Below are 20013 nucleotides of genomic sequence, written 5' to 3'. Positions count from 1 at the left end.
GTGGAGTTTGCCTGTGGTATCCCTCATCTGCAAAAAGGGGAGCACTCTGCCAATGTCGGTCGGGGGATCGATAGCCACGCCATTATGCAGCCGCTGGGGGTCTGTGTCGGTATCACGCCGTTTAACTTTCCGGCCATGGTGCCCATGTGGATGTTTCCCATCGCCCTTGCCACCGGTAACACCTTCGTGCTCAAACCATCGGAAAAAGATCCCTCGCTGGCCCTGAAACTGGCCGAGCTGCTCAAAGAGGCAGGGCTACCCGATGGCGTGTTTAACGTGATCCAGGGTGATAAAGAGGCGGTTGACGTGCTGCTCACCGATGAGCGGGTACAAGCCGTTAGCTTTGTCGGATCGACCCCCGTGGCCGAATACATCTACTCGGTCGCGTCAGCCCATGGTAAGCGCTGCCAGGCATTGGGGGGGGCGAAAAATCACTGCGTGGTGATGCCCGATGCCGATAAAGAGATGACCTTATCGGCCATTATGGGGGCCGCCTACGGTGCCGCAGGAGAGCGCTGCATGGCGCTCTCTGTCGTGGTAGCCGTGGGAGAGGAGACGGCCGATGCCTTGGTGGCGGGGCTCACGGCGCACATTGCTCAGATGAGGGTGGGACCTGGGATACACCCAGGGCCTGAGTTCGATATGGGGCCGGTGATCTCGGCGCCGCATCAAGCCAAGATTTTGGGTTATATCGAGCAGGGCATCGAGCAAGGCGCCACCCTGTGCTGCGATGGCCGCCACCTTGAGGTCGCGGGCCATGAGCGGGGGTTCTTCGTCGGCCCAACCCTGTTCGATCGGGTGACCCCAGCGATGAGCATCTACCAAGATGAAATGTTTGGCCCAGTGCTCTGCGTGGTGCGCGTGCCTGATTATCAGAGCGCCGTCGATCTCATCAACCGCCATCCCTACGGCAACGGCAGTGCCATTTTCACCCAAAACGGCAACAGTGCCCGCCAGTTTAGCGAAGAGGTACAAGCGGGCATGGTCGGCATTAATGTACCGATCCCCGTGCCGATGGCATTTCACAGCTTCGGTGGCTGGAAGCGCTCCATTTTTGGCCCCCTCAACGTACACGGCAACGATGGCGTGCGCTTCTATACCAGAATGAAGACCATCACTAGCCGCTGGCCGACCAACCCGCTTGCAGCCCCTACCGCAGAGCCGATCGCGGGGAGCTTTACCATGCCCACCATGGGATAAGCCGAGCCAGCGACTGCCAGATGTCATCACGCCAGTTAGATAGGGCAGACGGCATAACCAACCTCATCGCCAAGGGCAGTAACAAAGCGGTAAAAAAAATCCGAAACCCAGTGATGGGTTTCGGATTTTTTAGCTCAGGGGGCAAGGCATCACAGGTTAACTGATCACCGCGCTCCCTTCAGTGCAACAGTGCGACAAGGTGTCGGTTAGATGATCCCTAACTTCTTCAGATCCGCTTCCACGACTTTGGCTGGCACGGGCACATAGCCATCTTTAGCCACAATGCTTTGCCCCGCTTTCGAGAGCATCATCTTGACGAACTCTTGCTCCATTGGGGAGAGCGGCTTGTTCGGGTGCTTGTTGACGTAAACGTAGAGGAAGCGCGAGAGCGGGTACTTACCGGTGATGGCGTTATCAGCATTTGCTTCGATAAAGGTCTTACCATCTTTTGACAGTGGCACCGCGCGCACCCCAGAGGTCACATAACCGATGCCTGAGTAACCGATCCCATTGAGGGAGGCAGACACCGACTGCACCACGGAGGCAGAACCCGGCTGCTCGTTCACGCCGCTCTTAAAGTCGCCGTTACACAGAGCGTGCTCTTTGAAGTAACCATAAGTGCCTGACACTGAGTTACGACCAAACAGTTGCAGGTCTTTGGCAGACCAGTTGCCATCTAGCCCCAAATCTGACCATTTGGCCGCTGCTTTGGCTTCACCGCATTTCAGGGTGCTGGAAAAAATCGCGTCAATTTGTGGCATGGTCAGCCCCTTGATGGGGTTGTCCTTATTGACAAATACGGCCAACGCGTCGACCGCTACGCGGATGGCGGTGGGCTTGTAACCGTAACGTTTCTCGAACGCCTCTTCCTCACCGGATTTCATGCCACGGCTCATCGGGCCAAACTGGGCCACGCCCTCTGTCAGCGCCGTCGGGGCAGTTGAAGAGCCTGCTGCCTGAATTTGCACGTTCACATTCGGATATATGCGCTTAAACTCTTCAGCCCACAAGGTCATCATGTTGGCAAGGGTATCTGAGCCGACAGAGGACAGATTGCCCGAGATGCCGCTGGTTGGGGTGTAATCTGGCAGATTGTTATCTACACCAGCCGCCAGCGTACTAACTGAAAACAAGGTTGCTGCGGTAAATCCGATTACACCAGCCAGTTTGTTGAGTTGCATTTCATCTCTCCACGTCAAAGGTTGCCAAGCGAAAACCGATTAAAGGGGGTTAGGTCGCTCAACGCTGCCCACAAAAATCCATGTGTTTAATTTCATACCACGCCCCCCAAGAAACAGCAGGTTCGTTCTGAAAACGGCGCCAGTATCTGACCTGGCAGTGACAAATTTATGGATTTAATGTGACACTTTAATGACAGGCGCTCCACATTAATCCAATGAAAAAAGGGCTGCTATTGCAACCCTTCATCATGCTTAACTTATTGCCATAAAAGACTATTTCAGCACCACCATCCGAGTCGGAATCAGAAAACTGAAACGACTGCCCGCCCCCAGTCGACTCTCAATTTCAAGGTGACTGTCATGATGGCTCAATGCATGTTTGACGATAGCAAGGCCTAATCCAGAGCCGCCGGTATGGCGGGATCGCGCCTTATCAACCCGATAAAAACGTTCGGTGAGCCGAGCTAAGTGCTCTCCGGCAATCCCCTCCCCCTCATCTTGCACCGCAAATAATCCCACCCCGCCCTGATTGCGCCATTCGACCGTGATCTTGCGCTCCGCTGGGGTGTAGTGAATGGCGTTGTAGACCAAATTCGACACGGCACTACGCAGTTGATCCTGATCGCCACGCACCCACAGATTAGGTTGCACCAGAAACTCCAACTGATGGGCCCGATCCCCTGACAAGGCCCGCGCCTCTTGCTCCAAGATACTCAACATGGCGGGCATATCCACCAGATGGGTGAGGTCTGCGTCAGGGGCGGCCTCGATACGCGATAAGGTCAGTAACTGATTGACCAGATTATCCATTCGGATGGTCTGCTCCATCATCACCCGATGGGCCTTAGCCCACATGGCCGGTGGTGGCGGCTCTTCGCTCATCTCCAAATACCCTTTGAGCACGGTCAGTGGGGTACGCAGCTCATGAGAAACGTTCGACACAAAATGTTTGCGAGTCTTCTCCAAGCTGCGCAGTCGCGTCACGTCTCGTGCCACCAACATCGCCTGATCGGAGGCGTAAGGCATTAAGCGAAATTCTAAAAAGCGCTCTTCGTTAATAGGAGAGGCCATCTCAAAGGGCTCGTCATACTCCCCTTTGCTCAAGTAAGCATTAAAGGCAGGACTACGAATGAGGTTACCAATATGCTGGCCCGCATCTTCCGGCCAGCGAAAACCGAGTAACAGCTCAGCCAAGCGATTACACCACAAGATGCTGCCATCAGTGCGAAACACCACAGCCGCATCGGGCAAGGCTTCGGCCCCTTCTCGAAAGCGGCGGATAAGCCCTGCCAGCTCACGGCGCCGTGCCCGATGGCGCTGCTGTAATTTGTAAATGCCGTTAAAAATATGCTCCCAACTGCCACGGCCATTGGGAGGCACCAAGCTGCGATCATGCCACAGCCAATCCGATAGCCGTTTTTGGAAGCGGTAATGCCAGCTCAAATGCAGCACAACCGCCACCAACAGGCACCACGAAACATGTTCAATTAACCAACCTACCAAGACGAATGGGGTATAAAAAAACGCCATTCGCCACAACTGTCGCCGCCAGGCGTAAGGTTGCAACATAACTGCCTCTAAAGACGAGTTGAGAAGCGGTATCCGGCGCCACGCACTGTCTGGATCAATCTATCGTGCCCACTCTCTTCGATTGCTTTGCGCAAGCGACGAATGTGCACATCCACGGTTCTGTCTTCGACGTACACATTGGTACCCCAGACATTATTCAGTAACTGCTCACGGCTATAGACCCGCTCTGGGTGGGTCATAAAGAAGTGCAGCAATTTGAACTCGGTTGGGCCCATGTCCAGCGCCTTCTCCTCGGCACTGACCCGATGGGAAACTGGATCTAACCTCAGCCCCTGCACTTCAATGGCCTCATCCACCGAGGTGGGCGAAACACGGCGCATCACCGCATGCAGACGCGCGGTCAGCTCTTTGGGAGAAAACGGTTTGGTGATGTAGTCATCGGCACCAGCTTCCAGTCCGCGTACCTTATCCTCTTCCTCACCACGGGCGGTGAGCATCACCACCGGGATCTGGCGGGTCACCTCATCTTGCTTAAGCTGCTTGATAAACTGGATACCACTGCCACCTGGCATCATCCAATCGAGCACAATCAGCTCGGGATAGGGTTCGCGCACTTTTGCTAACCCATCAGCGAAATCTTCCGCTTCAATCGTTTCATATCCCTTTTGCTCTAGCACGAAACAGAGCATTTCACGGATCGGTGCTTCATCCTCAACCACCAAAATTCGCTTAGCCATATCCCTTCTTTCTCCTCTGTGAAGATGGGTGCGCCAATTATTAGAATTTTCTGTGACACTTTTATGACTCGATGACGGCGGGGATGATAAACGTTTTCAGATTCAATTGGCAGCCGTTCGTTGCAGCAGATCCCAGCGGTTGCCACTGATATCTTCAAATACCACCACAGTGCCATAGGGCTCGTGCCGAGGCCGTTCACAAAAATGGACACCGAACGCCTGCATTCGCTGGTAATCCCCCCAAAAATCATCGGTCTCGAGAAATAACAACACGCGACCACCGCCCTGCTGACCAATCGCGGCCTGCTGCGCCGGCGTCGCCGCTCGGGCCAGCAACAAAGCGGTGCCAGCCGCCCCCTGCGGGGCAACCCGCACCCAGCGTTTACCGGGTTTGCCGGGCTCCTCAAGCTGGCTATCTTCCAGCAAGACAAAGCCCAGCCCTTGGGTAAAAAAGCTGATGGCTTGATCGTAATCGGCGACCAATAAGGTCAGCGCACCAATAATCTGTGACATGTATACTCCTTGCCCTTACTCATAAGCGATGCAAAACCAATCCCAAGCTAGCGTCATTCACAGCACTTGATTGCTCACGGATAGCGTGCCAAGCGCCGATCGTACAGGCGGTAGGTGCGGATTTCGAGCACTGACTTGGTGTGAAATGGCCCCAAACATAGGCCGATTGGGATAGGCGCCTCGCATTGATATACAAGGATCTGTCATGCGCATCTTCTCCCCACTGCTATTTCCGCTGAGTGCGGTGCTGATCTGGGCCTCCAATACCGTGGTCTCAAAAGCTGCCGCTGGGGTCTTGGACCCCGCCGCGATCTCCTTTTATCGTTGGGTGATCGCCGCCTTAACCCTCACCCCTTTTTGCCTGCCCGCACTATGGCGGCAACGCCATCAAATCCGTCCTTGGCTTGGCAAGATCGCCCTCTTGGCGTTACTCGGCATGGTGCTTTATCAGTGCTTGGCTTATTACGCGGCCCACAGCACCTCCGCCACCAACATGGGAGTGATTGGCTCCTTGCTCCCGCTACTCACGCTGTTATTAGGGGCACTGCTGTTTGGTTCGCGGCCCGGCAAACAGGCACTGGCAGGCATGAGTCTGTCGCTCTTTGGTGTCTGCTGGTTGCTCAGTCTGGGCCACCCACTGGCCCTGCTGCACAACGGCATTAATCCGGGGGATGGCATGATGCTGCTAGGGTCGGCCAGTTATGCGCTTTATGGTCTGTTGATCCGGCGCTGGCAATTACCATTTGGCCCTTGGCTCAACCTTTACTTGCAGGTGCTGATGGCAGTGTTACTGCTGATCCCGGTGGCGCTGAGTGCTCAGTCGCTGGCCATTCCTGCCCAAGGCTGGGGCATGGTGCTGTTTGCGGGCATTGCTTCCTCGCTGTTTGCGGCCTATTGCTGGATGCGAGGCCTCGCCTACATGGGGGCAGACCGAGCCTCGGTTTTTATGAATCTCCTGCCACTGTGTACCGCGCTGATCGCCGTGATCACCCTCGGCGAGCCCATCCATGATTATCACCTGCTCGGCGGCGGCCTGATCTTAGCTGGGGTGATGATCTCCCAGTTTAACAGTACCGCCCGCCCTAACAGGCATCCTCCTCGCACTCCCTGATAACAGAGATCCTCGCTTTGCGCTCAGCCTCCCAGAGAGATCCTCAGATTGGGAGGCTACCCCACCGTCGCTCACTCGCCTTACCGTGACACTCGTTATATTGCCTATTTACTTAGCGTGCTAAATACTTAATATGATTAGCACGCTAAGTAAACGACGACACTCATCATGACTCAAGCATTAGATACTCTGCGAGATCTCTCCTTGGCCGAGCAGCTGGGCCGCTTACATCGCCTGTGGCGCACCGCCGCGGATGTGGCGCTCACCCCCCTTGGCTTAACCCAAGCACGCTGGACCGCGCTGTGGAAATTAAACCGCTTAGGTGATCACCTCAGTCAAAAAACCTTGGCAGATGCCCTAGAGATTGAGCTGCCTTCTTTAATGCGAACGTTGGGTCAGTTGGAAGAGCAGGGCCTGATCACCCGCCACTGCTGCCAGCACGATAAGCGGGCTCGGATTGTCTGCCTGACGCCAGCAGGCAAGGCACTGCTGGCACAAATGGAGCAGCGCATCATCACGGTGCGTCAACAGCTATTAAGCGGGATCAGCGAACCCGAGCTGCGCCAGTTTGAACAGCTGGTGCAGCGGATCTCAAGCAACGCCTTGGCCCAACTTGACCCGCACCGTCCATCGTAACGCAACCCCCATCAGCACACATTTCATCCCACTAAGCCGTGCAGGCCTGACATAACGAAGAGATAACCCGATGACACCGGATCAACAATTTAAACGCTGGATAACCTGGGCCTTAGCTGGCTTCATGCTGGTTTTTGCCTATTTTTTGGTTGCTGACATTCAAGTGCCCCTGACGCCACAAGCGATGGCCACACGCAGCGTCACCAAGCTCGCGCCGCAAGTCAGTGGCAAGGTGGTTGCGGTCACAGTACAAAATAATCAATCCGTGAAACAGGGAGATCTGCTCTTTGTGCTCGACCCCATCCCCTTCACCCTGGCAGTAGAGCAAGCCGAGTTGGCGCTAAGGCAAGCCACCCAAGAGAATCGCCAGCGAGATGCCACCCTGCTGGCGGCCCAGGCCGATCTCGCTCAATGGCAAAATCAGGTCGCCCAGCACGAGCGCGAAGCCCAGCGTATCGAGGCCCTGTTTCGCCGCCAAATGGTCTCGGCGCAGCAGCAAGATGATGCCAATAGCACCCTGCGATCCACCCTCGCCAACCTGCGCGCCAGTCAAGCCCGTTTAGAACAGGCCCGTGTTAACCGAGGAGAAGCTGGGGATGACAACCTGTTACTGCGCCAAGCGCGTAACCAGCTGGATCAGGCAAAACTGGCGCTGGCCTACAGCCGCGTCTATGCCGATCAAGATGGCATCATCACTAATCTGCAGCTTCAGCCCGGCAGTGTGGCAAGTGCAGGCGCCCCTTTATTGGCACTGGTGTCAGAGCAAGTCGATGTGATTGCTGATTTTCGCGAAAAGAGCCTGCGTCACGTCGCGGCAGGAACCCGCGCCCTGGTTGCCTTCGACGGTGAGCCAGGCCAGCTCTATCCAGCCCACGTGAGCACCTTGGACGCAGGGGTCAGCGCGGGGCAATTTGAGGCTAATGGCCGCTTAGCCACGCCCGTCGAGTCCGATCGCTGGGTCCGCGATGCCCAGCGCTTACGCCTGCATCTGACCCTTGATCAGCGACCCGCCACCCTGCCAGCTGGCGCCAAAGCGACGGTACAACTGCTGCCAGACAACAGCATCACCGCCCTGTTGGCGCGGGCTCAAATTCGCCTGCTTAGCCTGCTGCACTACATCTATTGAGGGAACGGCGATGAATCTGTGGCACCGACCGCTCACCGCCAACGAGTTACGCCAATGTCTGCGCATTGCCTTTGGCTGCACGCTGGGTTTTCTGCTCTGCAAACTGTTTGGCTGGAATTACGGGGTCTTCTACACCGTCACCCCCGTCCTCTTACTGGGGATGGTACCGGTCATGAATGGCCACGCGGCGCGTCAATTGCTCGCCTCCGCTGGCCTCTGTGGCATCGAAGTGGGGTTACTGGGGGGGCTGTTTGGCAGCCATCCCGCCTTGATGATCCCGATAGCTTTTTTGCTCTTTCTCTATCGCTTTGCCGCCATGTCACGGGGCAGCCTCTTTCTATTTGGTGCTAATGGTGTACTGAGCCTCAGTATCATGCTCCATTTTGCCAGCTACCCGCAGACTGATCTTAACGACCTCATCGTCAATAACCTGTGGGCCAGCATCCTGTCGGTGCTGATCGCCTATTTGATGACGGCTCTCATCCCTGATGTAGAGGCTCGCCCCACCCCACCTGCCATCGCCAAAGCACCAAACCGGATGCGGCACGAGATGCTACTGGGGGCTACTATCGCTACCCTCTCGTTCATGGTGTTTCAATTGTTCGACCTACGCGACTCCATGTCAGCCCAAGCCACCACCCTATTAGTGCTGTTTCCCATGCACTGGGATGGCGCCTTACGTTATGCCCGTAAGCGAGCGATGGGCACCCTGCTCGGGGTCAGTGTGGGGTTGATCTGTCAACTGGTGCTCTATGACTGGTCAAGCGTGTTGCTGTTAGTCACCCCACTGCTATGGCTGGGAGCCATGCTGTTTAGCCACGCCCATGTGAAGGAGGCCAGCGGTTCAGGAGTCGGCTTTGGCGCTCTGACGACCTTGGGTATCCTGTTTGGCCAATACCTGACACCTGGCAATGATCTGGTGTTCAGCGCCCTCTATCGGGTCAGCAGCATCTTGGTGGCCACTCTGGCAACCTTGCTTATCTGCTATTTGGTGCACAGCCTGCTTAATCGCTTTGCGCCAACGCGATTTGGCTATTAAGCCACAACATAATATTTCAGCGGTGTTACTATGGCCCCGCGTTAGCGCGGGGCACTCGCAACCTATTCCCTATCGTGCCCATCGAGCAACTATGCTTACGGCTGCCAATACAGATAGGATTGTCATGATGATGAAGGCATGGATAACACTACTGGTTTGCAGCGGGTTAATAGGAACGGCCTCTGCTTGGGCTGCACCACTGATGATCGCAGCTGAAGATGACTGGGCCCCTTATTGCGAGCGCAATCGCCAAACCGGCCAACCACAAGGATTGGCGCCCGATATCGTCAAGGCGATTTTTGCCGCCAAGGACATGGAGGTCACCTTTCGCACCCTGCCTTTTTCCCGTTGCATGCACGAAGCCAAAAACGGCAAGGTACTGGCCTGCTTCAGTGCCACCATTACCGAAGAGAACCGCGATCAATATTACTGGCATCCCACCCCAATGTTTAAAGAGGATCTGGCCATTTTCGCCCTCGCCAGCGAGCCCAAACGTGGCCTCACGCTCGCCGATCTGGAAGGCAAAACGGTCGGCATCACCCTGGGCTACACCTACCCCACCAATTTTATGGACAACCCTAAAATCACCCGCTTTCAGGCTAAATCTGACAGTCAGATCCTAGATATGCTGGCACGAGGCAGGGTTGACTACATCTTGATGAACGGGATGCCCGGTTACCTCAAAATCCAACAGAAAAATCTGGCAGGGCAGGTAGTCAAAGTGGGTAAGCTCTCCACCGATGGCTTCTGGCTAGCGTTCTCTCGACATCATCCTAATGGCGAAATAATGGCCAAACAGTTTGAAGATGGGCTGCAACAAATCAAGCACAATGGTACTTATGATGCGTTAGTACGAGATTTTGAAGTCAAATTAGGCCTGCAATCAGGGGATTTGCGGCCCCACTAGCGATATATGATGAGCCAAGCCCAAACCGTGCTACTGTAGCGCCTCAGTTACCGGCTGATTGCACTCTGCACCTGATGACAAGCTTGTCATGCAAAAGAGGCGTCAGCCAAGGCAAGCTTTGCCACCCCCTCTCCCTACCTGACGTGACGAGACCCGCTGTGTTGACCTGATGCCATAAGGCGCATCGCTTCCTCCCATCACAGCCTGTTCTTATTTTGCTGTTATCTGTAATCCACTCTTCTTACCGCGGCCGTCGCCGTCTGCCTGGAACACGCCGCATACCAACGGTTTAAGGTCGTTTCCTGTCAGGCACCCTGCCGCCCACACAGGACATTCAGCCATGATCGCCTATCTCATTTTGGTTCATCGTTACCCCGACCAATTCAAGCGTCTGTTTAAGGCGATTTACCACGACAGCAACCACTACTTGATCCACGTTGATAAAAGCTCAGGGGCTGAACTTCAGCAGGATATCGCTGATTTTCTCAGCGATTATCCAAATGCTGGCATGTTACCGAGCAAAAACGCACTTTGGGGGGGCTATAGCTTGGTCGATGCAGAACTACGGGGCATCGCGGCACTGCTGGCACAAGATGTGGAATGGGAATTTTTCATCAATCTGAGTGCACAGGACTTTCCATTGCGGTCGCAAAGTGACATCCATGCGTTCCTAAGCGAGCACAAAGGCAAAGATTTTCTCAAGATTGCCGATCAGCGCCAGTATCGACCGGATACCCTGCACCGCATCGATCACTATGTGACCGAGACTCTCCATGAGTTAGTGTGCGAGCCGATCAAAACCCGTCCCTATCTGGAGGGGGTCACCCCCTACATTGGCAATCAGTGGATGATCCTCAGTCGTGCCTTTTGTGAATTTGTCAGCCATAGCCCAGAAGTTGATCGCTTCAAAGCTTTCTATCGTCACACCCTGATTGCTGACGAAGGGTTCTTCCAAACGGTGATCATGAATACCAGCTATCAGGGCCAGATTGTTAATGATGATAAACGCGCGATCGACTGGATTCCGATGGGAGACATCAAACTGCGTCCGCGCGACTACACAGCGCAAGACGCCGATACCCTGCAACAAAGCACGCATCTGTTCGCCCGTAAATTTGATGAGACCATCGACAGCGATATTCTCGATATCCTAGAGCGCGCTATGATGTGTCCCCTGGCTATACCAGACATAGCGCAGAAAGTCCTCGCGTGACCTAATTGTGAGAACACAGCCTAGACACGTGCTGACTCAACCTGTGCCTAGCAAGCTTACGCCAGAGGCACAAACTGGTAGGCTAAAAACCTCGGATGAATCAATGGAATAACAGACATGAAATATGCCCTTATGATAACCGCAAGCACCTTGGCCCTACTCAGTGGCTGCAATCAGGGTAGCGGCCTGAGCGTAACCGGCGGTGAGCCAGTCACTTATCTGTGTGAGCAAGGTAAAAAAATACAGATAAGCTACTTCGGCCTCTCCGATGACAGCCTCAACTTTATCAAGCTGTCACTGCCAAACGGTAAAGACTACACCCTGCCACAGATCGTCTCTGGCTCTGGTGTTCGCTATACCGATGAGTTTGAGGCCGGCTGGAGAGGCAAAGGAAATGAGGGCTATGTCGAGATGCCCGACAAAGATGGCGAATGGCAAACTGCGTATAACGACTGCAAGCAACAGCAGTGACAAAGCCGCACTAACCAACATGTCAGTTAGTCATCTATTTGACTAAACAGCATCATTTTGCATGGTAAAAATCGATCCGTCCTTACAGCACACACTGCTAGCGGATTGTAGATTGGCACTCAATAGCAAGAGGGAGGCATAATGCCTCCCTCACTTTTAGCCTTGCCCCCTACCAATTAAGTCGAACTGATTCAGCGGTGCCTATCGTTCACCACCAGCCAGAGTGCATGGACCATACCCGGCAGACCGCCCAGCAGGGTCAGCACGATGTTGATTAAAAAGTGCAGGCTAAAACCCACTTGGATAAACGCGCACACTGGGGGCAGGAAAATAGCCAGCAGGATCTTGAGCAGATTGTTCATCTCGGATTTCCTCGTCAACGATGTCACAGGGATAGCAATGGGCTAACCATAAACATCCCTGGCTTCAACTGCAAACCAGACAGGGGATCCGTTCCCCTCCCTCCCGCCAAGCGTTGAGGTCGTGGATCTGTTGATTGCTGCTGCCACGCCAGAGCTGGCCCGGGTCTGCCAACGCCTGTTCAAACTTGCCATCCACCAGCACATCCAGCAAGGCCACCAGCTCGCGCTGGGCCTCTGAGAGCTCGCCGAGCAGATAACCGGTCCAGCACCAGATATCCTTGCCCGGACACTCGGCACGCACCCGTTTCACCAGCGCCAGCACGTGGGGCACGTTGGCCGGGTGGAGCGGATCGCCGCCGGAGAGCGACAGCCCGCGCCGCTTGATACGGGTGTCGTTGAGATCCGCGATGACGCGATCGCTCATCGCCTGATCGAACGGCTGGCCGCTATCGAGCCGCCAAGTGCTCTGGTTGTAGCAGCCCGGGCACTGGTGCTCGCAACCGGAGACAAACAGGGTGGTACGGGTGCCGGGGCCGTTGATCACATCGACCGGGTAGTATTGGTGGTAGTGCATCGCTTGTTTCCTGCCTCGTTCACGGGATAGCGGCATGGCTGCCGCCCTCCCATGAAAATGGCCCCTTGCGTCAGGGGCCAGCTCTTCATCGCCTGTGCGCTTACATATGTTTGACGCGGCGCTTCACCTCTTCCTGCTTGCCCGCGTTGAAGGGGCGCGCATCGGGGCTGCCGAGGTAGCCGCAAACACGGCGGGTCACCGACACCTTGGCCGGATCGTGGTTGCCGCAGCGCGGGCAGGTAAAGCCCTTGGAGGTGCACTCGAACTCGCCGGTAAAGCCGCACTCGTAGCACTCGTCAATGGGAGTGTTGGTACCGTAATAGGGCACCTTGTCATAGCTGTAATCCCAGACGTTTTCGAGCGCTTCCAGATTGTGCTGGATATTGGGGTACTCGCCGTAGCAGATGAAGCCGCCACTGGCGATGGGCGGATAGGGCGCCTCGAAGTCCAGCTTGTCGTACGGATTGACCTGCTTCTCCACATCGAGGTGGAAGCTGTTGGTGTAGTAACCCTTGTCGGTCACGCCGGATACCACGCCAAACTCTTTGGCGTCGATGCGGCAGAAACGGGTGCAGAGGTTCTCGCTCGGGGTGGAATAGAGGCTAAAGCCATAGCCGGTCTCCTCCTTCCACGCATCGGTCGCCGCCTTAAGCCGCTCAATGATGGCGATGGCCTTCTGTTGCAACTCGGCGCTGTCAAACAGGTGCACCTTGTCACCAAACAGGGCGTTGATGGTCTCGTGCACCCCGATATAACCGAGCGAAATCGAAGCGCGACCATTTTTGAAGATCTCGCTGACGTTGTCATCAGCCTTCAACCGCACGCCGCAAGCCCCTTCCATATAGAGGATCGGTGCAACCCGGGCCTTGACCCCGTCTAGCCGCTCAATCCGGTACATCAACGCGGTCTTGGCCACCCGCAGGGCGGCATCCAGACGATCCCAGAAGTCCGCTTCACCACGGGATTTCAGCGCGATACGCGGCAAGTTGAGACTCACCACGCCGATGTTGTTACGGCCTTCGTGGATCAGCTCGCCATTCTCCTCGTAGGCGCCGAGGAAGGAGCGGCAGCCCATGGGGGTCTTGAAGGAGCCGGTCACTTTCACGACCTGGTCGTAGTTGAGGATGTCCGGATACATCCGCTTGGCGGCACACTCCAGCGCCAGCTGCTTGATGTCGTAGTTGGGATCGCTCGGCCGATGGTTGAGGCCATCCCTGATGGCGAACACCAGTTTCGGGAACACCGCAGTCTTCTTGTTCTTGCCAAGGCCTGCGATACGGTTGCTGAGGATGGCACGCTGGATCATCCGCGACGCCCAGCTGTCCCCCAAGCCAAAGCCGAAGGTGACGAATGGCGTCTGACCGTTGGCGGTGTGCAGGGTGTTGACCTCGTACTCCAACGACTGGAAGGCGTCGTAGCACTCTTTCTCGGTGCGGGCCATGGCGTAGGCGTCCACATCGGCAATGCCCCACTCTTCGGCCACTTCACGGTGTTTCTGCCAGCTGATGGTCACATAGGGGGCCAGCACTTCGTCGATGCGGTTGATGGTGGTGCCGCCATAGATGTGGCTCGCCACCTGAGCGATGATCTGGGCGGTGACCGCTGTGGCGGTGCTGATCGATTTCGGGGTATCGATCTCCGCATTGCCCATCTTGAAGCCGTGGGTCAGCATCCCTTTCAGGTCGATCAACATGCAGTTGAACATCGGGAAGAAAGGCGAGTAGTCGAGATCGTGGAAGTGCAGATCACCGCTCTCATGAGCCTGAACCACATCACGGGGCAGCATGTGGCTGGTGGCATAGTGCTTGGCGACAATACCGGCCAGTAGGTCGCGCTGGGTCGGGATCACCTTGGAGTCTTTGTTGGCGTTCTCGTTGAGCAGGGCTGCGTTGGTCTGCTCGACCAGACCGCGGATCTCCTGCGCCAGACGGCCGCGCGCCTCGCGGGCCTGATCCCTGTCGTGGCGATACTCGATATAGGCACGGGCGATGGCCTTGTCGTCGGAAGCCATCAGGTGGTTTTCGACCCGGTTCTGGATCTCGTGGATATCAACTTCACCACGCCCTTCCAGCTCCTGACTCACGGCATTGGCAATGTGGGAGGCGAGTGCCGGATTGGCCTGATTGACCGCTGCCGCCGCACGGCTGACCGCATCGCTAATCAGCTGGGCATTGAATGGTGCGCGACATCCGTCACGTTTGATCACAACCGGTTTCATGAATTTTCCCCGTTAACAGACCTAGTAACCCGTCTTTAGCTGATAGGTGGCAATGTGGATAACCGCCGTCATCCCTTGCCTGCCATCCCCCACCCCGGTCCTTTCGCCAAGCCCGCTTAGCCAATAGCGCTTAGCTAAGGCCTAATATGGCTTGGTACACTGGGGTGGAAACAGCTTATACACAGCTTAATAACACAACATATAGGGTATATGTATAAAACAACCTCTATATATGGTGTTCATTAGGCAACAAGGTGGCGTGAGGTTTATTGATCCAGAACAGGGTTTAGGGCGAGTGGCACAGTTCACCACCAGTCACGGCATCACCCAACAAGAGCTCCCCATCAACCAAAGAGGGCTGCTGGCGGCGCTCAGCGATAACATCCGTGACATCAAAACAGCAAACCCAGCGGATCGCTGGGTTTGCTGTTGTCGGGTGCAACAACCAGATGGCTTGCTCGGGGTCAATTAGCCTTGCAGCACCTGTTGCAGCTCCTGTTCGGTCCAGATGGTAATGCCCAGCTCCTGCGCTTTGGCAAGCTTGGAGCCCGCCGCTTCCCCTGCAACCAATACATCGGTCTTGGCCGATACCGACCCCGCCACCTTGGCCCCGAGCGCCTGCAATGCCGCCTTGGCGTCGTTGCGCGATAAAGTGGTCAAGGTGCCGGTCAATACGAAGGTCTTGCCAGCAAAGGGCTGATCCCTTGCTTCCTTCTGCTCGATGGTTGGCCAGTGGATACCGGCGGCCAGCAGGGCTTCCAGCACCTCAATGTTGTGGGGCTGGCGCAGGAAGTAGTAGACATGCTTGGCCACCACCTCACCGACATCGGCCACCGTCAACAGTTGCTCCACCGAGGCGGCGCGCAGAGCATCAAGGGTGAGGAAGTGGTTGGCCAGATTGAGGGCGGTTGCCTCCCCCACTTCGCGGATCCCCAGGGCAAACAGGAAGCGCGGCAGGGTGGTGCTGCGGGCCGCATCGATGGCGGCCACCAGATTGAGGGCCGATTTTTGCCCCATCCGCTCAAGACCGGCCAGCTGGATAGCGTTGAGGCTGAACAGATCGGCCGGAGTCTTCACCAGTCCCTTATCCACCAGCTGCTCGACAATCTTGTCGCCAAGGCCATCCACATCCATGGCGCGGCGGGCGGCAAAGTGCTTGATCGCCTCCTTGCGCTGCGCCTCGCAGAACAGGCCGCCCACGCAGCGGGCAACCGCTTCCCCTTCCAGCCGCTCCACCGCAGAGCCACACACCGGACACGCGGTGGGGAACAGGATCGCACGGGCATCGCTTGGGCGTTGTGCCTCTACTACAGCCACGATCTGCGGGATCACATCCCCGGCCCGGCGCACGATCACGGTATCGCCGATCATCACGCCGAGGCGTTCAATCTCGTCGGCATTGTGCAAGGTGGCGTTGGAGACAGTGACGCCGCCGACAAACACCGGTTTAAGCTTGGCCACCGGAGTAATGGCACCGGTGCGGCCGACCTGAAACTCGACGTTCTCAAGCTCCGTCAGCTCCTCCTCGGCTGGGAACTTGTGAGCGGTGGCCCAGCGCGGCGCGCGGGCCACAAAGCCCAGTTCCTCTTGCAAGGCGATGGCATCCACCTTGTAGACCACCCCGTCGATCTCGTAGGGGAGCTCACCGCGACGGGCCAGAATGTCGTCGTGGAACGCCTGACAACCGGCAGTCCCCTCTTTGAGCTTCACCTCGGGACTGAGCGGCAAGCCCCACTGCTTGAGCTGGTTGAGGCGACGATAGTGGGAGTCACCCAACTGCTCGCCCCCCACCCCCACGCCATAGGCGTAAAAGCTTAAGGGACGGCTGGCGGTGATGCGTGAATCGAGCTGGCGCAAACTGCCAGCGGCGGCATTACGCGGGTTGACGAACACCTTCTCGCCCACAGCCTGCGCTTTGGCGTTCATCGCCGCAAAACCAGCCTTGGGCATAAAGACTTCGCCACGCACCTCCAGCCGGGCAGGCCAGCCGGTGCCACGCAGGGCGAGTGGAATGGCCTTGATGGTGCGCACGTTGTCGGTGATCTCCTCACCAGTGGCACCATCGCCCCGAGTGGCAGCCTGCACCAGCTGACCATCCACATAGAGCAGGCTCACCGCCAGACCATCAAGCTTGGGCTCGCAGCAGAAGGTGAAACGCACCTCACGTTTGAGGCGATCGCTCATCCGCTGCTCGAACGCCTGCAACTCTTCGCTGCTAAAGACGTTATCCAAACTGAGCATGGGGATCTGGTGGCGCACTTGGCTAAACGCCGCCAGCGGCTGGCCACCGACCCGTACGCTGGGAGAGGTTGGGGTTTTCAGCTCAGGATGATCGGCTTCCAGCGCAAGCAGCTCGCGCATTAGGCGATCATATTCGGCATCCGGCACCGTGGGGGCATCCAGCACATAGTACTGATGACCATAGTCGGTAAGCAGTTCACACAGTTGACGGTGGCGGGAGAGAGTATCGCTCATGAAAAAGTCTCGCAGTGTGATGAAAAAGAGGCGTCAAGGAGAAATAAAAATGCGGCACTCTGTACCGCATTTGATGGGTTAACGATACGCAGCCCAGTTAGTCGCGGCTGGCCTCATAAGTGGCCAGTTCGTGACGGTAGCGAGCAATCGCCTCATCACTGAGCGGGCTGCGATCCATATCAGTCAACATCGCATCGAGATCGCTGGCCAGCTGATCGGCGGCCTGCAGCATATGTTCGAAGGCAAAGGCGGCATTGCTGCGCAGCGGCAGCTGCATGAACAGCGACACCCCTGGGGTGCTAAATTGGGCCATCCGATACGGATTAAAGGTGCCGGGCTTAATCATGTTGATCATGGAGAAAATGGTCTCCCCCTTACCATCAAGATCCTCATGACGGTGGAAGATATCCATCTCACCAAACTTCAACCCCAGCGCAGTGACCGCACTGATCAAACTGGCGCCTTGCAGCTCTTGACCCGGACGCGCCATCAGGTTGATGACGTAGACGTCTTGCCAAATTTTCTCGACAGCTTGCGGGGCAAGATATGGTTCGGTGGCGTAGCGCTCGGCACTCACAGGCTCAACCACCAGCGGGGTCTCATCAATGGGCTCGTGATCATCGTGGCCACGCAATGGCTCACTGTCGACACCAAAGGTCGGCGCTGTGGCATAGGCTGGCTCACGCAGCGGCTCGTCATCGGCTGCGGAGATCATCGGCTCGCGCTGGGGGCGGGAGCGATGGACTGGGGTACGACGGATCACCTGCGCAGGCTTACGTGGCGGCGGGGCTGGCTCGTCCTCTTGCGGCTCATCGTCAAGTTCAGGCGCAAGCGGCTGGGCTGCCTCATCGTCCAATTCAGCCTGATAAGGGGTGGGCTGAGGGGCGCTACGGGCACTGTGTGCACGCTGGCTGACGACCGCAGGCGGCAGATCGTCCTCTTCATCATCAGTATCAATATCAGCAACGGCGGAGCGACGGGGTGAGGCCAGCATCTCATCACGGGGCAGCTTGGGCTCAGCGCGACGACCCGCACTGACTACCCGCACTTGGCCGATGCCATCGTTGTCGAACTGACCGCTATCTAGGTCAGCGCTGCCACGTTCCCGTGACTTGCTCTCTGCCCGACCAAGGGATTTCTCTTTGATCGGTGCCTGACGATTCTTTTTGTTGCTCCACAATCCGTGAATGAGCAATGCCGCGATAGCAATGCCGCCCAAGGCAACCAAGATATAACGCAATTCCTGCATTTAGCTGCTTCTCTTTCTAGTGTTGCTCAGCCCACGTGACGGCGGCCCCGATATCGACCGACACGATGCGCGAAACCCCAGGTTCTTGCATTGTGACACCGATCAGTTGCTCGGCCATCTCCATGGAGACTTTATTGTGACTGATGTAAACGAACTGTACTGTGCTCGACATCTCTTTGACAAGAGAGCAGAAACGACCGACGTTCACTTCATCAAGCGGTGCATCGACCTCATCCAACAGACAAAAAGGTGCTGGGTTAAGTCTGAAGATGGCAAAAACCAGCGCCAGCGCGGTTAACGCCTTCTCCCCCCCGGAAAGCAGGGCGATGGTAGCATTTTTCTTACCCGGAGGTCTCGCCATGATGCTGACCCCAGCCTCCAAAAGATCATCGGAGGTGAGTTCAAGCCACGCACTGCCCCCCCCGAACACTTTCGGGAACAGCGATTTTAAATCTTCATTGACCTTATCGAAAGTATCCCGGAACCGTATTTGGGTCTCTTTATCAATTCTTTTAATGGCTTGGCTTAAGGTTTCCAGCGCTTGTTCCAGATCTTGGCACTGGCTTTCAAGATAACTGGCCCGTGTTTGCGCCTCTTCATACTCCGCCAGTGCGGCCAGATTGATGGCACCGAGCGCCTCGACTTGCGCCTCTAAGATCTGGATCTCTTGACGCAACTTAGTGCGATCAGCGGCAATTAACACTGCCTGATCGAGATCCACCAAGCGGGTGCCGAGCTCCTCAAACTGTTCATGCAGGCTCTGCCGACGCGTCAGGTTACGCTCGCGCTCCAATCTGAGCTGAGCCAGCTTTTCTTGTAATATCACCAGCTGCTGGTGATCCTGATTGCGCGCCTGATCGAGCTCGCTTAACTGCTGTTCCAATGCGCTTAAGCGCTGCTGACACCCCTGCTGCTGCGCTTCCAGCGCCTGCTGCTCGGCCAGTAACGGAGCCAAATCTGGCAGTTCATCGCTGCTGGGCACGTTAAGCCCAGCCAGCTCCACGCCAAGGCGGGCGATCTCCTCTTCGCCTAGCCCAATCAACTGACGCAACTGAGTCAGTTCGAGTTGTTGCTTCTGATAAGCCGCTTGCTGGGATTCTCGTCGCCCTCGCGCCTCTTCCTGTGCGCGCTCAGCATGAGAGAGATGATCGTGCGCCTGTTGTAATGCCAGCGCCAACGGCTCCCCTTGCTGCTGCACATCGGCCAAGCAGGCCTCATCGAGCTCGCGTTTTTGCAAAAGAGCCGCCAAGCGCTCGGCTTCTTTGGCCTGCTCTTGGTCGAGCAACACCAATTCGCTAGCCAATTGTCCTAACCGCTGTGCGCGCTCTTGGCGCTGACCTTCCCGCACACTCCAGGTTTCCCGCAGCTGCTGCCACTGCTGTTGCTGCTGCGCCAAGGCGCGCTGTAGCTGCTCATGGGCGCTAGCGCAGGCCAAGCGGGTCGCGTCAGCTTGCGCTTGCTGGGCCGCCAA

General features: G+C 56.5%; 19 protein-coding genes. 9 read left to right on the top strand and 10 right to left on the bottom strand.

What is annotated here, in order from left to right; genetic code table 11:
• Positions 1-1200 (top strand): CoA-acylating methylmalonate-semialdehyde dehydrogenase (mmsA, locus tag CUC53_RS12765; RefSeq protein WP_100294515.1); only part of this gene is annotated, 1200 nt, incomplete at its 5' end.
• A 206-nt stretch (positions 1201-1406) separates the two neighbouring features.
• Here mmsA and CUC53_RS12760 read toward each other — a convergent pair.
• The 4 genes from CUC53_RS12760 to CUC53_RS12745 form a co-directional block, all read right to left on the bottom strand.
• The gene (locus tag CUC53_RS12760) at positions 1407-2381 is read right to left on the bottom strand and encodes a PstS family phosphate ABC transporter substrate-binding protein (RefSeq protein ID WP_100294514.1); all 975 of its coding nucleotides are present in this window, start codon (positions 2379-2381) and stop codon (positions 1407-1409) included.
• Between the two features lie 273 nt (positions 2382-2654).
• Positions 2655-3950 (bottom strand): phosphate regulon sensor histidine kinase PhoR, encoded by a 1296-nt coding sequence (phoR, locus tag CUC53_RS12755; RefSeq protein ID WP_100294513.1) that lies wholly within the window; start codon positions 3948-3950, stop codon positions 2655-2657.
• Positions 3951-3958: 8 nt separating this feature from the next.
• A complete protein-coding gene (gene phoB / locus CUC53_RS12750) occupies positions 3959-4648 on the bottom strand; it encodes a phosphate regulon transcriptional regulator PhoB (protein WP_100294512.1) in 690 nt (229 codons plus the stop codon).
• A gap of 102 nt (positions 4649-4750) precedes the next feature.
• On the bottom strand, positions 4751-5161 hold the full coding sequence (locus CUC53_RS12745) for a VOC family protein (protein WP_100294511.1): 411 nt from the start codon (positions 5159-5161) through the stop codon (positions 4751-4753).
• A 205-nt stretch (positions 5162-5366) separates the two neighbouring features.
• On the opposite strand from CUC53_RS12745, the gene CUC53_RS12740 reads away from it, so the two are divergent.
• The 7 genes from CUC53_RS12740 (at position 5367) to CUC53_RS12710 (ending at position 11664) form a co-directional block, all read left to right on the top strand.
• Positions 5367-6272, top strand: coding sequence for a DMT family transporter (locus tag CUC53_RS12740; protein ID WP_100294510.1), 906 nt, complete (start codon positions 5367-5369; stop codon positions 6270-6272).
• Positions 6273-6440: 168 nt separating this feature from the next.
• A complete protein-coding gene (gene slyA, locus CUC53_RS12735) occupies positions 6441-6908 on the top strand; it encodes a transcriptional regulator SlyA (RefSeq protein ID WP_100294509.1) in 468 nt (155 codons plus the stop codon).
• Between the two features lie 70 nt (positions 6909-6978).
• Positions 6979-8034 (top strand): HlyD family secretion protein, encoded by a 1056-nt coding sequence (locus CUC53_RS12730; RefSeq protein ID WP_100294508.1) that lies wholly within the window; start codon positions 6979-6981, stop codon positions 8032-8034.
• Between the two features lie 10 nt (positions 8035-8044).
• Positions 8045-9073: a DUF2955 domain-containing protein gene (locus CUC53_RS12725; RefSeq protein WP_100294507.1), complete on the top strand. Its 1029-nt coding sequence runs from the start codon at positions 8045-8047 to the stop codon at positions 9071-9073.
• Between the two features lie 124 nt (positions 9074-9197).
• Positions 9198-9980, top strand: coding sequence for a substrate-binding periplasmic protein (locus tag CUC53_RS12720; protein ID WP_100294506.1), 783 nt, complete (start codon positions 9198-9200; stop codon positions 9978-9980).
• A 340-nt stretch (positions 9981-10320) separates the two neighbouring features.
• The gene (locus CUC53_RS12715) at positions 10321-11193 is read left to right on the top strand and encodes a beta-1,6-N-acetylglucosaminyltransferase (protein WP_100294505.1); all 873 of its coding nucleotides are present in this window, start codon (positions 10321-10323) and stop codon (positions 11191-11193) included.
• Positions 11194-11310: 117 nt separating this feature from the next.
• Positions 11311-11664 carry an MliC family protein gene (locus CUC53_RS12710; protein WP_100294504.1) on the top strand — a complete coding sequence of 118 codons (354 nt, stop codon included), beginning with the start codon at positions 11311-11313 and terminating at the stop codon, positions 11662-11664.
• A gap of 191 nt (positions 11665-11855) precedes the next feature.
• Here the strand turns inward: CUC53_RS12710 and CUC53_RS12705 are convergent, their stop codons facing one another.
• The 3 genes from CUC53_RS12705 to nrdD all read right to left on the bottom strand — a co-directional run bounded on the left by CUC53_RS12705 (position 11856) and on the right by nrdD (position 14818).
• Complete coding sequence (locus tag CUC53_RS12705) at positions 11856-12026, bottom strand: YqaE/Pmp3 family membrane protein (RefSeq protein ID WP_167386754.1); 171 nt, start codon at positions 12024-12026, stop codon at positions 11856-11858.
• Between the two features lie 64 nt (positions 12027-12090).
• Positions 12091-12600 (bottom strand): anaerobic ribonucleoside-triphosphate reductase-activating protein, encoded by a 510-nt coding sequence (nrdG, locus tag CUC53_RS12700; RefSeq protein WP_100294502.1) that lies wholly within the window; start codon positions 12598-12600, stop codon positions 12091-12093.
• A 100-nt stretch (positions 12601-12700) separates the two neighbouring features.
• Positions 12701-14818 carry an anaerobic ribonucleoside-triphosphate reductase gene (gene nrdD, locus CUC53_RS12695; RefSeq protein WP_100294501.1) on the bottom strand — a complete coding sequence of 706 codons (2118 nt, stop codon included), beginning with the start codon at positions 14816-14818 and terminating at the stop codon, positions 12701-12703.
• A 259-nt stretch (positions 14819-15077) separates the two neighbouring features.
• Here nrdD and CUC53_RS12690 point away from each other — a divergent pair, with 259 nt between their 5' ends.
• Complete coding sequence (locus CUC53_RS12690; RefSeq protein ID WP_157798268.1) at positions 15078-15290, top strand: globin family protein; 213 nt, start codon at positions 15078-15080, stop codon at positions 15288-15290.
• On the opposite strand, the gene ligA is transcribed toward CUC53_RS12690, so the two are convergent.
• The 3 genes from ligA to CUC53_RS12675 all read right to left on the bottom strand — a co-directional run.
• Entirely contained in the window at positions 15287-17293 is a 2007-nt protein-coding gene (gene ligA / locus CUC53_RS12685; protein WP_100294499.1) for an NAD-dependent DNA ligase LigA, read from the bottom strand. The two genes, CUC53_RS12690 and ligA, sit on opposite strands and share 4 nt — an antisense overlap.
• A 97-nt stretch (positions 17294-17390) precedes the next feature.
• Positions 17391-18542 (bottom strand): cell division protein ZipA, encoded by a 1152-nt coding sequence (gene zipA, locus CUC53_RS12680; protein WP_100294498.1) that lies wholly within the window; start codon positions 18540-18542, stop codon positions 17391-17393.
• Positions 18543-18558: 16 nt separating this feature from the next.
• Positions 18559-20013, bottom strand: a 1455-nt coding sequence (locus tag CUC53_RS12675) for a coiled-coil domain-containing protein (protein WP_476692211.1), incomplete at its 5' end; no start/stop codon positions are given.

The sequence above is a fragment of the Aeromonas cavernicola genome (genome assembly GCF_002795305.1).
Lineage (GTDB): Bacteria > Pseudomonadota > Gammaproteobacteria > Enterobacterales > Aeromonadaceae > Aeromonas > Aeromonas cavernicola.
The sequence above is the reverse complement of the archived record's forward strand: the minus strand, read 5'-3'. Positions and strand labels throughout refer to the sequence as shown.

Excerpts from the sequence above, each read along its gene's own strand:
- slyA (WP_100294509.1), top strand. The coding sequence starts at position 6,441 with ATGACTCAAGCATTAGATACTCTGCGAGATCTCTCCTTGGCCGAGCAG.
- CUC53_RS12745 (WP_100294511.1), bottom strand. The coding sequence starts at position 5,161 with ATGTCACAGATTATTGGTGCGCTGACCTTATTGGTCGCCGATTACGAT.
- CUC53_RS12705 (WP_167386754.1), bottom strand. The coding sequence starts at position 12,026 with ATGAACAATCTGCTCAAGATCCTGCTGGCTATTTTCCTGCCCCCAGTG.
- phoR (WP_100294513.1), bottom strand. The coding sequence starts at position 3,950 with ATGTTGCAACCTTACGCCTGGCGGCGACAGTTGTGGCGAATGGCGTTT.
- CUC53_RS12715 (WP_100294505.1), top strand. The coding sequence starts at position 10,321 with ATGATCGCCTATCTCATTTTGGTTCATCGTTACCCCGACCAATTCAAG.
- ligA (WP_100294499.1), bottom strand. The coding sequence starts at position 17,293 with ATGAGCGATACTCTCTCCCGCCACCGTCAACTGTGTGAACTGCTTACC.
- CUC53_RS12725 (WP_100294507.1), top strand. The coding sequence starts at position 8,045 with ATGAATCTGTGGCACCGACCGCTCACCGCCAACGAGTTACGCCAATGT.
- CUC53_RS12710 (WP_100294504.1), top strand. The coding sequence starts at position 11,311 with ATGAAATATGCCCTTATGATAACCGCAAGCACCTTGGCCCTACTCAGT.
- nrdG (WP_100294502.1), bottom strand. The coding sequence starts at position 12,600 with ATGCACTACCACCAATACTACCCGGTCGATGTGATCAACGGCCCCGGC.
- CUC53_RS12740 (WP_100294510.1), top strand. The coding sequence starts at position 5,367 with ATGCGCATCTTCTCCCCACTGCTATTTCCGCTGAGTGCGGTGCTGATC.
- CUC53_RS12760 (WP_100294514.1), bottom strand. The coding sequence starts at position 2,381 with ATGCAACTCAACAAACTGGCTGGTGTAATCGGATTTACCGCAGCAACC.
- CUC53_RS12730 (WP_100294508.1), top strand. The coding sequence starts at position 6,979 with ATGACACCGGATCAACAATTTAAACGCTGGATAACCTGGGCCTTAGCT.
- phoB (WP_100294512.1), bottom strand. The coding sequence starts at position 4,648 with ATGGCTAAGCGAATTTTGGTGGTTGAGGATGAAGCACCGATCCGTGAA.
- nrdD (WP_100294501.1), bottom strand. The coding sequence starts at position 14,818 with ATGAAACCGGTTGTGATCAAACGTGACGGATGTCGCGCACCATTCAAT.
- zipA (WP_100294498.1), bottom strand. The coding sequence starts at position 18,542 with ATGCAGGAATTGCGTTATATCTTGGTTGCCTTGGGCGGCATTGCTATC.
- CUC53_RS12720 (WP_100294506.1), top strand. The coding sequence starts at position 9,198 with ATGATGATGAAGGCATGGATAACACTACTGGTTTGCAGCGGGTTAATA.